The sequence below is a fragment of the Grylomicrobium aquisgranense genome (assembly GCF_033971865.1).
Lineage (GTDB): Bacteria > Bacillota_I > Bacilli_A > Erysipelotrichales > Erysipelotrichaceae > Bulleidia > Bulleidia massiliensis.
Genome location: NZ_JALBUR010000002.1, coordinates 108,476 through 123,951 on the forward strand (window position 1 = coordinate 108,476; position 15,476 = coordinate 123,951).

14 protein-coding genes, 1 other RNA gene and 1 other annotated feature are annotated in these 15,476 nt (G+C 47.6%); of the genes, 1 reads left to right on the plus strand and 14 read right to left on the minus strand.

Annotated features, from left to right (window positions below):
* Positions 1-6 precede the first annotated feature (6 nt).
* From MOZ60_RS01650 to serS, 7 genes are all read right to left on the minus strand, one after another.
* On the minus strand, positions 7-1,674 hold the full coding sequence (locus MOZ60_RS01650) for a formate--tetrahydrofolate ligase (RefSeq protein ID WP_370595407.1): 1,668 nt from the start codon (positions 1,672-1,674) through the stop codon (positions 7-9).
* A gap of 20 nt (positions 1,675-1,694) precedes the next feature.
* Positions 1,695-2,288, minus strand: a complete 594-nt coding sequence (gene recR, locus MOZ60_RS01655) for a recombination mediator RecR (RefSeq protein WP_370595408.1) — start codon at positions 2,286-2,288, stop codon at positions 1,695-1,697.
* Positions 2,289-2,290: 2 nt separating this feature from the next.
* Positions 2,291-2,599, minus strand: coding sequence for a YbaB/EbfC family nucleoid-associated protein (locus tag MOZ60_RS01660; RefSeq protein ID WP_277634988.1), 309 nt, complete (start codon positions 2,597-2,599; stop codon positions 2,291-2,293).
* Positions 2,600-2,610: 11 nt separating this feature from the next.
* Positions 2,611-4,365 (minus strand): DNA polymerase III subunit gamma/tau, encoded by a 1,755-nt coding sequence (gene dnaX / locus MOZ60_RS01665; RefSeq protein ID WP_370595409.1) that lies wholly within the window; start codon positions 4,363-4,365, stop codon positions 2,611-2,613.
* A gap of 47 nt (positions 4,366-4,412) precedes the next feature.
* Positions 4,413-4,880, minus strand: a complete 468-nt coding sequence (gene tadA / locus MOZ60_RS01670) for a tRNA adenosine(34) deaminase TadA (RefSeq protein ID WP_277634986.1) — start codon at positions 4,878-4,880, stop codon at positions 4,413-4,415.
* A gap of 23 nt (positions 4,881-4,903) precedes the next feature.
* Positions 4,904-5,000: signal recognition particle sRNA small type (gene ffs, locus MOZ60_RS01675), an RNA gene on the minus strand.
* A 92-nt stretch (positions 5,001-5,092) separates the two neighbouring features.
* Positions 5,093-6,385, minus strand: coding sequence for a serine--tRNA ligase (gene serS, locus MOZ60_RS01680; protein ID WP_277009802.1), 1,293 nt, complete (start codon positions 6,383-6,385; stop codon positions 5,093-5,095).
* 34 nt (positions 6,386-6,419) lie between these two features.
* Positions 6,420-6,632 (minus strand) — a binding site (T-box leader).
* 119 nt (positions 6,633-6,751) lie between these two features.
* On the opposite strand from serS, the gene MOZ60_RS01685 reads away from it, so the two are divergent.
* Entirely contained in the window at positions 6,752-7,048 is a 297-nt protein-coding gene (locus tag MOZ60_RS01685; RefSeq protein ID WP_277009805.1) for a hypothetical protein, read from the plus strand.
* A gap of 55 nt (positions 7,049-7,103) precedes the next feature.
* Here MOZ60_RS01685 and MOZ60_RS01690 read toward each other — a convergent pair whose 3' ends face one another.
* The 7 genes from MOZ60_RS01690 to dnaN form a co-directional block, all read right to left on the minus strand.
* The gene (locus MOZ60_RS01690; RefSeq protein WP_370595410.1) at positions 7,104-7,523 is read right to left on the minus strand and encodes an Hsp20/alpha crystallin family protein; all 420 of its coding nucleotides are present in this window, start codon (positions 7,521-7,523) and stop codon (positions 7,104-7,106) included.
* A 49-nt stretch (positions 7,524-7,572) separates the two neighbouring features.
* Entirely contained in the window at positions 7,573-7,974 is a 402-nt protein-coding gene (locus MOZ60_RS01695; RefSeq protein ID WP_108774295.1) for an Hsp20/alpha crystallin family protein, read from the minus strand.
* 282 nt (positions 7,975-8,256) lie between these two features.
* Positions 8,257-10,809, minus strand: coding sequence for a DNA gyrase subunit A (gene gyrA / locus MOZ60_RS01700; protein WP_370595411.1), 2,553 nt, complete (start codon positions 10,807-10,809; stop codon positions 8,257-8,259).
* 16 nt (positions 10,810-10,825) lie between these two features.
* Positions 10,826-12,748, minus strand: coding sequence for a DNA topoisomerase (ATP-hydrolyzing) subunit B (gene gyrB / locus MOZ60_RS01705; protein ID WP_108774920.1), 1,923 nt, complete (start codon positions 12,746-12,748; stop codon positions 10,826-10,828).
* Positions 12,749-12,840: 92 nt separating this feature from the next.
* Positions 12,841-13,926 (minus strand): DNA replication/repair protein RecF, encoded by a 1,086-nt coding sequence (gene recF, locus MOZ60_RS01710; RefSeq protein ID WP_370595412.1) that lies wholly within the window; start codon positions 13,924-13,926, stop codon positions 12,841-12,843.
* Positions 13,926-14,126 (minus strand): RNA-binding S4 domain-containing protein, encoded by a 201-nt coding sequence (locus MOZ60_RS01715; protein ID WP_108774604.1) that lies wholly within the window; start codon positions 14,124-14,126, stop codon positions 13,926-13,928. The genes recF and MOZ60_RS01715 overlap by 1 nt, the downstream gene beginning before the upstream one ends.
* Positions 14,127-14,284: 158 nt before the next feature.
* Positions 14,285-15,421: a DNA polymerase III subunit beta gene (gene dnaN, locus MOZ60_RS01720; RefSeq protein WP_370595413.1), complete on the minus strand. Its 1,137-nt coding sequence runs from the start codon at positions 15,419-15,421 to the stop codon at positions 14,285-14,287.
* Positions 15,422-15,476 lie beyond the last annotated feature (55 nt).

Below are 15,476 nucleotides of genomic sequence, written 5' to 3' on the forward strand. Positions count from 1 at the left end.
TTCTAATCAGAACAGACCATAGGTATTGCCGTTTTCGTCAACACCCATATGAACCGCTGCCGGTACCTTTGGCAGACCTGGCATCGTCAGGATTGTGCCGGTATAGGCAACCACAAAGCCAGCTCCTGCCGAGATGCTGAGATCTCTGACATGAACCGTGAAATCACGCGGTCTGCCTTTGAGCTTGGCATCGTCGGACAAAGAGTTCTGTGTCTTGGCAACACACACAGGCAGCTTGTCCCAGCCATACTTTGCAAACTGAACAATCTTCGCCTTTGCTTCATCAGAGAATTCGACGTCCTTTGCACCATAGACAGTCGTGGCAATCTTAGTCAGCTTATCTTCGATCGAATCATTGACATCATAAATCGGTGCATAGTGATTTTCCTTCTCACAAAGTTCGCTCACACAACTGGCAAGTTCCGTCATGCCTGCACCGCCCTTTGCCCAGCCGTCGGCCAGGCATACCGGGTGATTGTGGTCTTTGCACCAGGAAAGCAGGGCATCGACTTCTGCCGGTGTATCCTTTACAAACTTATTGATGGCAACCACATACGGCAGACCGAATGCCTGAATGGAATCGATATGTTTCTGCAGGTTTTCTGCACCTGCAAGCATGGCTTCAACATTCTCTGTCTGCAGGTTTTCCTGTTCAACACCGCCATGCATCTTGAGTGCTCTGACAGTAGCGACAATGACAACTGCAGAAGGATGGAGATTGCCGATGCGGCACTTGATATCCAGGAACTTCTCAGCGCCAAGATCTGCACCGAAGCCTGCCTCTGTGACAACATAATCGCTGAGTTTTAATGCAAGCTTTGTGGCGATCAGGGAGTTGCAGCCATGGGCGATATTGGCAAATGGTCCGCCATGGATGAGAACCGGATTGTGTTCCAGTGTCTGTACAAGATTCGGCTTGAGAGCTTCCTTCATGACAACTGTAGCAGCACCGTCTGCCTGGATGTCTTTGACGGTGACTGGTTTGTCATCATAGGTGTATGCGACAACGCATCTGGCAATGCGCTGCTGGAAGTCGTGGAGGTCTTTGGAAAGACACAGGATGGCCATGACTTCACATGCCACAGTGATGACAAAGCCGTCTTTGCGTTCCACACCGTTTGTCTTCTTATCCTGGGCAATCGTAATGGAACGCAGCGTGCGGTCGTTCATATCCATGCATCGTTTCCAGACAACCTTAGTTGGATCAATATTTAATGGATTGCCCTGATAGATCGAATTGTCGAGCATCGCAGCAATCAGATTGTTTGCAGTGGTGATGGCATGCATATCACCGGTAAAGTGAAGGTTGATCGCTTCCATCGGGATGACCTGAGCATGACCGCCCCCGGTGGCACCGCCCTTTAAGCCAAAGACAGGTCCCAGGGATGGTTCACGCAGGGCACCCATGGCTTTCTTGCCAATCTTGTTCAGTCCATCGACAAGACCAATTGTTGTTGTACTCTTGCCTTCACCTGCTTTTGTCGGGGTAATGGCTGTCACCAGAATCAGTTTGCCATCTGGTCTATCCTTGAGACTGGCAAATATTTTGGTATCGACCTTGGCTTTGTCTCTGCCATAAGGTTCCAGATATTCTTTGGCAATACCTGCCTTTGCAGCAATGGTTTCAATGTCTTCCAGGGTCGCAGCCTGGGCAATTTTCAAATCTTCATTCATGTATTCCACCTTCTTTCTGATTACATCTTTCTGCGGTCACTCATCGCATGGGCGAGGGTCATTTCATCCGCATAATCCAGTAAACCGCCGCTTGGCAGGCCATGGGCAATGCGGGTAACCAATAGATCCGGATACTGGCTGGCAAGCAGCTTGTTCAGATACATTGCCGTCGTTTCTCCTTCGAGTGTTGTATTTGTTGCCAGGATGATCTCCCTTGCATGTTCTGCCCTTTCCAGCAGTGTCTGCAGGTTCAGATCTTCCGGCATGATGCCTTTTGTTGTTGAGATCAGTCCGTTCAGGACATGATAAACTCCTTTGTATTCACCTGTTTTTTCCATGGCGATGACATCCTTGGGTGATGCCACGACACAGATCAGGGCATGATCACGTTCTGTATCTGTACAGATTTCGCATTCATCCCCTTCACAGAGGTTGCCGCATGTTTTGCAGTGGTGAAGATTGTTGCGTACTTCGACAAGTGCATCCGCAAAGTTCTGCACCTTCTCAGGATTCATATCAGTCACAAGCAGTGCATAGCGTTCTGCGGTCTTTTCACCGACACTCGGCAGCATCTTAAAGCAGTCAATCAGTTTTCTCAGACTCTGCGGGTACATGCTCACATCCCCGGAATATTCAGGCCGCCGGTTGCCTCATCCAGTGACTTTTCACGATCTTCACGCGCTTTATCACTTGCCTGATTGAAGGCCAGCAGGATCATGTCCTGCAGCATCTCACGGTTATCCTTGTCACACAGATCTTCACCAATGGTGACACTCTGTACTTCATAGCGGCCATTGATCACAACGGTTACACCATCTTTGCCGCCGTTATTGCCGGTATAGGTTCTTTCATCAAGTTCTTCACTCAGCTTGCCAAGATTATCCTTCATCATCTGGGCCTGCTGCAATATGCTGTTAAAATCCATGTTTCTCTCCTCTATATGATCTGTACATTTTCTTTGCCAAACAGATTGATTACTTTTTCTTCTGATGTTTCCTGATGCGGAATATCTTCGTTATCTTTGTATGGTTCACATTTCCAGGGATCTGGCAGTGTATTGTTTTTTCTGCGGATCATAAACTGCCTTGCCGCATCCTGAAACTGTCTTGATGTGATCGCATACGGCCTTTTTTCAATATGCAGATCATCCCGCAGAAAGCCATATAGTCCGCGGTTTTCTTTGTCACTGTTGATGCGGGAAGCACTTGCGGCATTGTCACATGCAAACAGGATCAGATCTTTTCCGCTTGCTGCAATCACAACGCCATTAAGCATCAGTTTCCATTTTGCCTTTTCCAAACCCATGATTTCATTCAGATGACTGTATTTTTGCTGATCAACACTCTTATCGTCCTTATTGCAGACCTGCAGGATGGCAAGAATATCATCCATGCTGAGATCAGATGATGTTTCTGTTTTTGTTTCTATTGGTGCTGAAGATAATACTTCTTCTTCGTTTGCACTGACAGGGTGCTCCTCATTCTGCTCCAGTGCATACGACTGCTGCATCATGGATACTGCAGGTTTCGGCTTATTTTCGGCTTTCTGCTCAGCCTTTATCTTATCAGCAGCAGGTTTTCTGACCGTCTGCACCTGTTCTGTCTCTGCTGGTGCATCCATAGCCGCAATGGTTTCCAGGCATACCACTTCAAAGGCAGAAGAAGCACTCTGGGCAAGCTTGAATTTATTTTTGCCATCCATCAGTACATCAATCATTTTTAACAGAATGGCCGGTGAATGGTCTTTGCTCAGCTGCTTTGCATGTTCTTCATCCAGTACTTTCAATAGATCTGCCTGTCTGGTATAGCCGTACACGGCCGCATCTTTCAGATCCGCAATCAGAGCATCCGACATACGGTTCATATCAATGCCGCTTTCATCATAGCTGCGGATTCTGTTAAGAACACTTGCCAGATCATGGTCAAACAGATTCTGCACCAGATCAATCTGTTCCTGCAAAGATGTCAGGCCATAAATACGGTCGATATCTTTTTCCTGGATCTTGTCGGATGAAAAGGAAGCACACTGGTCCATGATGGACAGTGCATCACGCATACCGCCGTTGGCCAGGATGGCAATCTTTCTGGCCGCACCCTCATCCATCTCAATATTTTCCTTTTTGGCAATATCCAGCAGATGATTCTGAATCTGATCTGTTTTAATCCGATAGAAATTGAACTGCTGGCATCTGGAAATGATGGTTGGCAGCAGTTTCTGAGGATCTGTCGTTGCCAGAATGAAAATGACATTTTCAGGCGGTTCTTCCAGTGTTTTCAGCAATGCAGAGGATGCTGCGGATGACAACTGATGCACCTCATCGATGATATAGACCTTATGCTTTCCAACCATCGGTGCCAGTCTTGCCCGTTCAATCAGGTCACGGATATCATCCACGTGGGTCTCATTGGCAGCATTGATTTCAATGATATCCGGATGGGTGCCATTGGCTGCAGCAATGCAGCTTTCACAATGACCGCAGGGTGCTTCTTCTGGATTTTCACAATTGACTGCCTTGGCAAGCAGACGGGCCATCGTTGTCTTGCCGGTGCCTCTTGGTCCACAGAACAGATAGGCATGTCCTACCTTGTTTTCTTTGATGGCATTCTTGATGGTGCGCACCGTGACTTCCTGCCCGACAACCTCGTCAAATGTAGATGATCTGTACTTCTGATATAATGCCAGTTTGCTCACAGACACTCTCCTCTTCGTTCCCCTATTATAGCAAAAAACCTGCATATTTATGCAGGCTGCACAGGTTTCCGGTTCTTCTTTGGATGTTTGCGTTTTTCTCTGAAAAAAGAGCTTAGAATCTCGGCACATTCTGGCTGCAGTACACCAGAAATAACATTCGGATGATGATTCAAGCGCTTGATGTTTCGTACCTGAATCAGTGTATCCGTACATCCGCCTTTAGGATCAGCAGTGCCATAGTACAACGTCCGGATTCTGCTCAATACGATCGCACCGGTGCACATCATGCAGGGTTCCAGAGTGACATACAGATCACAGTCATCAAGATAGTAGTTGTTCAGCTTTCTGGATGCTTTCTGAATAGCCAGCATTTCCGCATGAGCTGTAGACTGCATCTTTTTTTCTTTGAGATTGTGTGCTCTGGCAATCACTTTGCCATTTTGTACGATCACGGCGCCAACAGGTACTTCATCAATGGCAGCTGCTTTCTCTGCTTCTTTCAGAGCAAGTCTCATGTAATATTCAGGTGTTTTTTCCATGATAATAAAAAGTGGTACACGCAAACAGAGGAACGTATGGCTGCTTCCTTCCGGATCTGACCAGATTAGTACATGTTTGCTGTACCGCTGTTAATTATATGAAAGTTTTTTGTTTGTGGCAACTGTGATGTTTGGATTGTTTCACGTGAAACAAAAAGCCACAGGATTTCGCCTGCAGCTTTGACGCATTACTTCTTTTTCTTAGGAACAAGAACAGTCTGACCGCCCATATATGGCTGCAGAGGCTTTGGAATCAATACAGATCCATCTGCCTGCAGGTTGTTCTCAACAAATGCAATCAGCATTCTCGGCGGTGCCACAACAGTATTGTTCAGTGTATGCGGGAAGTAGTTGCCATCCTTGCCCTTCACTCTGATCTTCAGTCTTCTTGCCTGGGCATCGCCAAGGTTAGAGCAGGATCCGACTTCAAAGTATTTCTTCTGGCGCGGAGACCATGCCTCGACGTCACAGCTCTTGACCTTGAGATCAGCCAGATCACCGGAGCAGCATTCCAGTGTTCTGACCGGAATATCCATAGAACGGAAGAATTCAACAGAATACTTCCACAGCTGGTTATACCAGTACATGGAATCCTCTGGCTTGCAGACGACGACCATTTCCTGCTTTTCAAACTGGTGGACTCTGTACAGACCTCTTTCTTCAATGCCATGGGCACCAACTTCCTTACGGAAACACGGGCTGTAGGATGTCAGCGTCTGCGGCAGATCTTCTTCCTTGAGAATCTGACCAATGAAACGTCCAACCATGGAGTGTTCAGATGTACCGATCAGATACAGGTCTTCGCCTTCGATCTTGTACATCATGTTTTCCATTTCTTTGAAGGACATGACGCCATTGACGACATTGCCATGGATCATGAACGGCGGCACGAAGTATGTGAAGCCCTTGTTGATCATGAAGTCTCTTGCATAGGCAAGAATGGAGGAATGCAGTCTGGCTACATCACCCTTCAGATAATAGAAGCCATTGCCGGATGTGCGGCCGGCAGAGTCAATGTCAAGTCCATCCAGGCTTTCCAGAATATCTGTATGATACGGAATCGGGAAGTCCGGAACCTTTGGCTCACCGAAACGTTCGTTTTCTACGTTCTCACTGTCATCCTTACCAATCGGCACAGATGGATCAATGATGTTCGGGATAACCATCATTCTCTTGGTGATTTCATCATCCAGTTCTTTTTCTCTTGCTTCCAGAGATTCAAGTTCATCACCCATGGACTTGACCTGATCCTTGACCTTCTGTGCTTCGTCCTTCTTGCCTTCACGCATCAGGCTGCCGATGGACTTGGACAGACGGTTGCGCTCTGCTCTGAGTTCATCGCCCTTCTGTTTGACTTCACGGTGTTCCTTGTCAAACTTAGCTACTTCATCAACAAGAGGCAGCTTTTCGTCCTGGAACTTCTTTTTGATGTTTTCTTTGACGAGATCCGGATTTTCACGGATTAATTTGATGTCGATCATGTTCGACTCCTTTCTAAAAATAAAAACACCATCCTATAGGGACGATGTGTTGTTCGCGGTGCCACCCTGATTGCCAATATGTTTCACGTGAAACAATATCAGCCTCTCATATCGGATAACGGACGCAGCCGGAAGGAATTAGCTTCACTCCAAGATGGATTTCCTTTCTGCTGCATACCAGCTTTCACCAGATGCTGGCTCTCTGCACTGCAGCCACAAAAGTACTAGATCTCTTCAGCGCTTTACCCCATTTAACCATTCTAAAAACACATTGTCAACAGAGATTCAACATGCTAACATGAGGGCGAACAGCACCATTCATGCAAAACCATTTTGAATCATGCCGCGTATATAAAGGAGGGCAAAATGACACGTACAAAAAGTTCATATGCCAAGAAGCTGGATTACAATAACGCCTATAACAGGGAAAAGTATCGGTCCTTCTCCATGCGTTTCAACCTGGAGTCAGAGAAAGATATTATTGAGTGGCTGCAGAGCAAAAATGGCGTGAAGCCGTACCTGGAAGGATTGATTCGTAAAGATATGGCTGCCCGGAAAGAAGATGCGCCGGAAGCGAAGAAGAAAGATAAAGAGAAAGACAAAGATAAAGAAAAGTCTGAAGATAAGAAGAAAAAAAAGAAAAAGGATAAGGACAGAAAGTAGTCCAAATCCAATTCCTTTGACAGGCACTGCCTGTCTTTTTTTATTTGAGAGGGGTTTATTCGATTGCGATATACTTTTTTTCAGGGATCTCTTTCTTGTCTTCCTTTGCCGGCAATTCAATTGTCAGCACGCCATCCTTGTAGGACGCATTGACATCGGAATCCTTCACCTGATTGCCGACATAGAAGCTGCGGCTGTAGGAACCATACCGTCTTTCACGGCGCAGTACCTTGCCCTTCTTGTCTTTCTCATCCTTGTTCTCATGACGTGATGCATGAATGCTCAATGTGCCATTCTCAAGTGTTACCTTGACATCATTCTTTGCAAAGCCCGGCAGATCTGTCTTCATGATATACTTGCCGTCTTTCTCAACCACATCTGTCTTCAGCACAGGCTCCTGATTGAACATCGGAACATCAAACCCATTGTCAAAGACATCATCAAACAGATCAAAATCATCTCTCACATCCGGCATGAACCTCATGGCAATCATCTCCTTTACTGATCAAACTTCGGTTTTCTGATTACTGGATATCAATATACTTCTTCTCTTCGGCTTCTTTCTTCTCAGCGGAAGGAACCGTCACAGTCAGAATACCGTTGTTATAGGACGCATGTACGTCGCTCTCCTTCACATGATCACCGACATAGAACGTTCTGCTCACGGCACCATAGCTGCGCTCGGAATGAATGACTTCACCCTTGGCGTCTTTCTCTTCTTTGCTCTCATTGCGCTGTGCACGGATCGTCAGCTCACCATTGTACAGAGAAATTCTGATATCATCCTTGTGATATCCCGGCAGCTCAACCTCTAAGCTGTAGCTGCCATCCTTCTTATGGACATCTGTTCTCATCAGACCTGTGGAATTCAGGCCAAACTCATTGAACATATCTTCAAACAAACTTCTTTCAGGTGCGTATCTCATGTTATTACCTCCCTGAGGCTCTCACCTCTTACACCCATAATAGTAATCACTTGTTTAGCACTGTCAATAGTTAAGTGCTAATTTTTTATAAATTCTTTTTATTTCATTTTAACTTATATGCTTATGTGTTCACTCATTTAACTATTCTAATTATCGTTTTGTTAAATATGATTTGATATATGCATGCAATTTATTTCTGATCATCATAAAGCATCAAAAAAGATCTGGCAGTTAATTAGTTTATATGCCAGATCTAATGTTTTGTTGAGATGTGTTCAGTGCTTATTTGACAGAATCATCGTCTGTTTCCGGTGTTTCTGCTTCTTTTGCGGATACTTCTTTCTCTTTGTCTGCTGTTTCCGCAGTCTCTTCATCTTCTTCCGGTTCCAGGATGGAGATGGTCTGTACTTTGGAATCACCGGAGACATGAATGAGTCTGACACCGGCTGCACTTCTGGAATAGACAGATACCTGTTTGAGCGAGATGCGGATGACGATACCGTCATTGGTCATGATCATGCAGTCTTCATCACCGTTGACGGCTTTCATGCATACCAGGCTGCCCGTCTTTTCGTTGATGCTGGCAGCTTTGACACCCTTGGCACCACGGTTTGTCTGTCTGTATTCTGACAGCAGTGATTTCTTGCCATAGCCGTTTTCGCTGACAGTGAGGATATACTGTCCTTCACTGTCCAGAGCCATGCCAATGACCGTACTGCCATCGGTATTGAAGCCTTTTACACCCATGGATCCTCTTCCACTTGGCCGGATCGAATCTTCAGCGAATCTGACTGCTTTGCCGTTGGAACCAGCCAGGATGATCTCATTGTGGCCGGTAGTGCCTTTGACAAAGGCAAGTTCATCATCATCACGCAGAGTAATAGCCTTCTTGCCATTCTTCATGATCGATTCAAATTCTGAAATTGGTGTTCTCTTGACCAGGCCGTTGCTTGTTGCAAAGAACAGGTATTTGACTTTGTCATCACCAGTGTCGGCATATGGCACCATGGCCTTGACCTTCTCTGTCTTATCCATTGGAATGATGTTGATCATCGGAATACCCTTTGATGTTCTGGAGAATTCAGGAATGTTATAGCCCTTGATCCGGAAGACTCTGCCGGTATTGGTGAAGACAAGCAGATAATCATGGGTCGACATGTTAATGAACTGGTCAATGACATCGTCATGATTGAGTTCCATGCCCTTGATGCCCTTGCCGCCGCGGTTCTGTACACGGTAGGTATCTGTGGTCAGACGCTTGACATAGCCATTGGACGACAGTGAGACAATGACATTCTCTACCGGGATGAGATCTTCATCATCCATGCTTTCCGGTGCATCAATGATCTCGCTGCGTCTTGGTGTGTTGTATCTTGCTTTGATCTCGAGCATTTCATCCTTGAGGATTTGTACGATGCGCTCATGATGGGACAGAATATCCTGATAGTCCGCAATCTTGAGCAGCAGATCCTGGTATTCATTCTCGATCTTTTCGCGTTCCAGACCTGTCAGTCTTCTGAACTGCATATCCAGGATGGCCTTTGCCTGGATCTCATCCAGTCCAAAGCCGTCCATCAGTCTTGGCATGGCTTCATTGGCATCCTTGGAATCACGAATCGTATGAATGATCGCATCCAGGTTGTCTACTGCAATGCGTAATCCTTCCAGGATATGGGCTCTTTCACTAGCCTTCTTCAGGTCATACTGCGTTCTTCTGGTGATGACCTCTTCCTGGAACTTGATGTAGCCGACAAGCATATCCTTCATAGATGTGGTGCGCGGCACACCGTCAAACAGGACAACGTTATTGACACCGAAGTTTGACTGCAGCGGTGACAGCTTATATAGCTGGTTGAGAATGACTTCCGGCTGGACGTCCTTGCGCAGTTCAATGACGACTCTGACACCGTCCATGTTGGATTCATCACGCAGGTCTGTGATGCCTTCAATCTGCTTTTCACGGGCCAGCGCAGCAATCTTCTCGACCATGGTGGCCTTGTTTACAGCATAGGGAATCTCGTAGATGATGATTCTCTTTTTGCCATTCGGCATGTCTTCGATGCGGGTTTTGCCGCGCATGATGATGGAGCCCCGGCCAGTTTCAAAGGCACGCTTGATGCCGCTGCGGCCAAGGATATAGCCGCCGGTCGGAAAGTCCGGTCCTTTGATGTACTGCATCAGTTCAACTGCAGTCATTTCCGGATTGTCCATGACAGCAACACAGCCATCGATGACCTCACCAAGATTGTGCGGGGCAACATTGGTGGCCATGCCTACGGCAATACCCATGGAGCCATTGACAAGCAGGTTTGGAAAACGGGATGGCAGTACAACCGGTTCTTTTTCTTCGCCATCATAGTTGTCCTGCATATCCACAGTTTCTTTATCCAGATCCCGCAGCATTTCTACGGCAATCTTGGACATTCTGGCTTCGGTATAACGCATGGCAGCAGCGCCATCGCCATCCATGGAGCCAAAGTTGCCATGACCATCGACAAGTACTTCTCTCATGTTCCAGTCCTGGGCCATATAGACAAGGGCACCATAGATGGAAGAATCGCCATGAGGATGATATTTTCCCATGGTATCACCGACAATACGCGCACACTTGCGGTATGGCTTGTCAGGTCCATTGTTCATCTGGTACATGGCATAGAGAATTCTTCTCTGTACCGGTTTCAGTCCATCTCTGACATCCGGCAGGGCTCTGGCCACGATGACAGACATCGAGTATTCCAGAAAGTCACGGCGGATCTCGTGAGATAAATCTGTTTCGGTGATATTGCCTGGGTCGAAGTTTTCTTCGTCAAATTCCATGAAATCGTCTAATCCCATAACTTACCTTCTTTCCTCAGACATCCAGATTCTCTACAAAGTGGGCGTTATCAATAATGAAACGCTTGCGGGGTTCTACTTCCTCACCCATCAGCATGCTGAAATTGCGGTCTGCTTCCTCGGCATCATCGACGGTGACTCTGATCAGGGTGCGGTTCTTTGGATCCATGGTTGTCTCCCACAGCTGGGAAGGATCCATCTCACCAAGTCCTTTGTATCTCTGAATCGAGATCTTGGAGCCCATCTCCGCCTTAACCTGTTCCAGCTGATGATCGGTATAGGCATACTTCACGCTGGTACCCTTCTGTACCTTGTACAGAGGCGGCTGGGCAATGTAGACATGGCCCTGTTCCAGCACTGGTTTCATGTAGCGGTAGAAGAATGTCAGCAGCAGTGTCCGGATATGTGCACCATCAACATCGGCATCGGTCATGATGACGATCTTGTTGTAGCGCAGCTTGGATACATCGACTTCTTCCTTGATCCCGCAGCCAAAGGCCGTAACCATGGAGCGGATCTCATTATTATCAAAGGCACGTTCCTCCCTGGCTTTCTCAACGTTCAGGATCTTACCTCTTAAAGGCAGGATGGCCTGATAGTGAGAATCTCTGCCCTGTTTGGCAGAGCCGCCAGCGGAGTCTCCCTCGACGATATAGATTTCACAGATGCTGGCATCCTTGCTTGAGCAGTCCGCAAGCTTGCCAGGCAGAGAACCCACTTCCAGCGGATTCTTTCTTCTGGTCATCTCTCTGGCTTTCTTGGCCGCAATTCTGGCCCGGGATGCCAGGGAGCACTTCTCAACGATGGCCTTGGCCTCATCCGGATTCTCCATCAGAAACTTTTCCAGCTGAGAGCCGAAGATATCTGAGACAATCTTTCTGACTTCGCTGTTGCCAAGCTTGGTCTTGGTCTGTCCTTCATACTGCGGATCCGGATGCTTGACGGAGATGACAGCCGTGATGCCTTCCTTGCAGTCTTCGGTAGACAGGTTGGGATCCTTGTCCTTGAGCAGCTTGGCGTTTCTGGCATACTTGTTGATCTCACGCTGCAGGGCAAGATTGAAGCCTTCCAGATGGGTGCCGCCTTCTACCGTGTTGATGTTATTGCAGAAGGTATAGACAGACTGGTTGTAGCCATCGTTGTACTGGATGGCTGCTTCTACCTGGATATCGGATTCATAGCCTTCGGCATAGATGATATCCGGGTTGACGACTTCCTTGTCCTTGTTCAAAAAGGCAACATATTCACGCACGCCGCCTTCATACAGGAATGTGTAATCCCGTTTTTCAGGGTCTTCCATGCGTTCATCATGGAAGACAAGGCGGATGCCCTTGTTCAGGAAGGCAAGCTGTCTGAGCCTGTTTCTGACCGTGTCATGGTCATAAACAGTGGTCTCCTGGAAGATGGTCGGATCTGCCTGGAAACGGACAGTAGAGCCATGTTTTTTCGGGTCGCAGGTACCGATGACATGCAATGGTGCTACGGCATGGCCGCCGTTTTCAAAGCGGACAAAGTAGACTTTGCCTTCGTGATAGACGGTGACTTCCAGCCATGTGCTCAAGGCATTGACAACGGATGCACCGACGCCATGGAGGCCGCCGGAGATCTTGTAGGCACCGCCGCCGAACTTGCCGCCGGCATGCAGGACAGTAAAGATGGTCTCAATCGTTGATTTCCTGGTCTTGGCATTGGTGCCGGTAGGCATGCCGCGGCCGTCATCATCAACCTGTACTGCATTGTTTTTATCAATTGTGACGGTAACAGTAGAGGCATAGCCGGCCATGGCTTCATCGATGCCATTGTCTACGATTTCCCAGATCAGGTGGTGCAGACCGCGGGAAGATGTCGTGGCAATATACATGCCTGGTCTCTTTCTGACTGCCTCCAGGCCGTCCAGAACCTGAATTTCGGAATCATCATATTCCTGGGTAGCCTTCATATCCAGTTCCTGGCCAATCACGGCATGGGAGATATCCGGCTCTTCCTGAAGCAGTTCTTCTTCCTCTTTGCGCCTGAAATCGTCTTCTGTACTCATAATGCCTCCATTTCTGTAATCGTACCGGCTTTGATCCGGTATTCTTTCATGTGATCTGTCTTTAAAAATGCGGGTATGCTGGTCGCTGTCAGAATGCATTGTGAACCATGGATCATTTCCAGCAGGGTTTGCTGTCTGGTCAGATCCAGTTCCGAAAGCACATCATCCAGCAGGTATATGGCATTGCGGCCGGTATTGTTTTCAATACATGCATGCAGGGCCATCTTATAGGCCAGCAGGATCATTCTCTTCTGTCCCTGGGATGCCGCATCAATTGCTCTTCTGCCATCCAGATCAAAGGTGAAATCTTCCCGGTGAATGCCAGCTGTGGTCGTCTGGTACTGACGGTCTTTCAGCCGGTTTTCTTTGTGCATGTTCTGGATGTCCTGCCTGTCTGCATTTCCATCCATGCAGCAGGCATAGACAGCCTGTACCTGATGGTTTTCTTTTGACAAGGTATGGAAGAGACTGCCGAGATTCTGATTGATCTGGCTTGTGAAGTAGCGGCGGGCACGGATGATGACGGCTTCCTGGGCAGCCATTTCTTCATCCAGCGTATCCAGGAAGGTTTCATCTACGCTCTCTTGCTTCAGCACAATATTGCGCTGTTTGAGCAGGCTCTGATAACTGTAGAGAGCATGCATGTATTTGTGTGAAATCTTGGCAATTTCCTGGTTGAGCAGGCGGCGGTGGTCCATGGGAGATGCCGTGAACCAGCCAAGATCATCCGGTGAGAAGAGTATGACATTGAGAATGCCGATGAAGTCACTGCTTTTTTTCATGGCATTGCCATCGATCAGCAGTGTCTTTCCTTTGGGTGTGATCAGGGCCCGCAGCACTTTTTCTTCATTGTTTTCATGAAGCGTGCAGCGGATGTCCGCATACTCGCAGCCATCTTTGATCAGGCGGCGCTCATTGTTGATGCGGAAAGACCTTGTCAAAGACAAATAAACAAGGCTTTCCAGCAGGTTTGTCTTTCCCTGGGCATTATCACCCGTGATTACGTTCATGCCATCAGAGAAGGTAATTTCAGCCTGCTCATAGTTGCGGAACTGATGCAGTTTCAGATTGCTTACATGCATCAGCCAACGACAAGCTTTCTGCCGCAGGCTTCTACGATATCACCGGGATACAGTTTTCTGCCTCTGTGGGTTTCAGGAATGCCATTTACTTTGACAGTTTCCTGCAGAATCATGACCTTTGCCTCGCCGCCGGACTGGACGAGTCCTGCCTTTTTGAGAAACTGCTGAAGGGTGATATATTCTGTCTTTTCTCTGGTCATGACGGGCTCCTTTTCAAATGAAAAATCCACTCTTGAATTATACCATAAAAATGGTGATTTTTGCCGATAAACAAGGCATTTCCGGGGAATGAAAGCAGGCTGAAACAACCGTGCAGAAAGGCATCAAAAAAGCTCCTTGTGCAGGAGCTTGTATGTGATCAGTTATAAGTGCGTACCGGCAGAGCGAGCTGCAGGATCGTATCGTTGGCAGGATCTTTCAGGATGAATGGTTTCATTGGTCCTGAGAAGCAGATTTCAATGGTGTCTCCCTTGAGAGCTCTGGCTGCCTGCTGAACATAGGCACCGGAGAAGCTGATGTCGATCGGATCACCTTCGAACTTTGTACCCTCTTCCATCAGTGACTGCTGGAAGTCGCCGATTTCCTGAGAGCCATTGGAGAAGATGACATCATCCTGGGAGCACTGCAGGCGGTTGACAGTCATGTTGTCACTCTTGAAGATGCAGCGGTCCAGCGCACTGAGCAGTGTGGAACGTCTGATGGTCAAAGTATGATGGAATTCTCTCGGGATCAGGCGGTCTGTATCCGGATAGCCGCCATCGAGCAGTCTTGTCTGCAGCAGTACAGTACCATTGGAGAACTGTGCCTTCTTGGTATTCTGGGCAATTTCGATATCCTTGTCTGCCTCCTGCAACATGATCGCCTTGACTTCATTGAGGCTCTTGGCAGGAATGGTGACACGGAAGGTAAGGTCGCTGGCAAAAGGAATGGTTTTCTTGGCCAGGCGGTAAGAGTCAGTTGCCGTGCATTCCAGAACACCGTCATGCAGGGTAAAGTTGACGCCGGTCAGAACCGGACGTGTTTCCTGATCACTTGCGGCAAACGCTGTTTCATCAATGATCTCTGCCAGCTGGTCTGCCTTGGTTGTGATGGCATCGGCTGGTTTGGAAAGATCAATGGTTGGGTAGGTATCTGCTTTCATGCCATTGATACGGTACTGGGCATTCTGTCCTTTGACCATGGTCAGAGCACCGTCGATGATTTCCATATGCAGTGTATCGCCATCAATCTTATGGACAATATCAAGCAGGTATTTGGCATCAATGACAACTGCGCCCCCTTCTTCGATGGTCAGGTTGAGATCCTTGTCCTGTTCATTGCTTAAGGATGTCTGAATGGCAAGATCGTTGTTGCTGGCAGTAAGGATGAGGTTGTCTGGTTCATTGGCGTTGATCTTAATGCCTTTTAAGACGGGCAGCGGACTGTTTGGAGAAATCGCATGGGCGACGTTCTGCAGAGCTGCGTAGAATTTGTTTTTGGATACGGTGAAGTTCATGGCGGTTGGCCTCCTGTCTGTTATTTTATATCTTTTATCAGGCTTATTATTACTA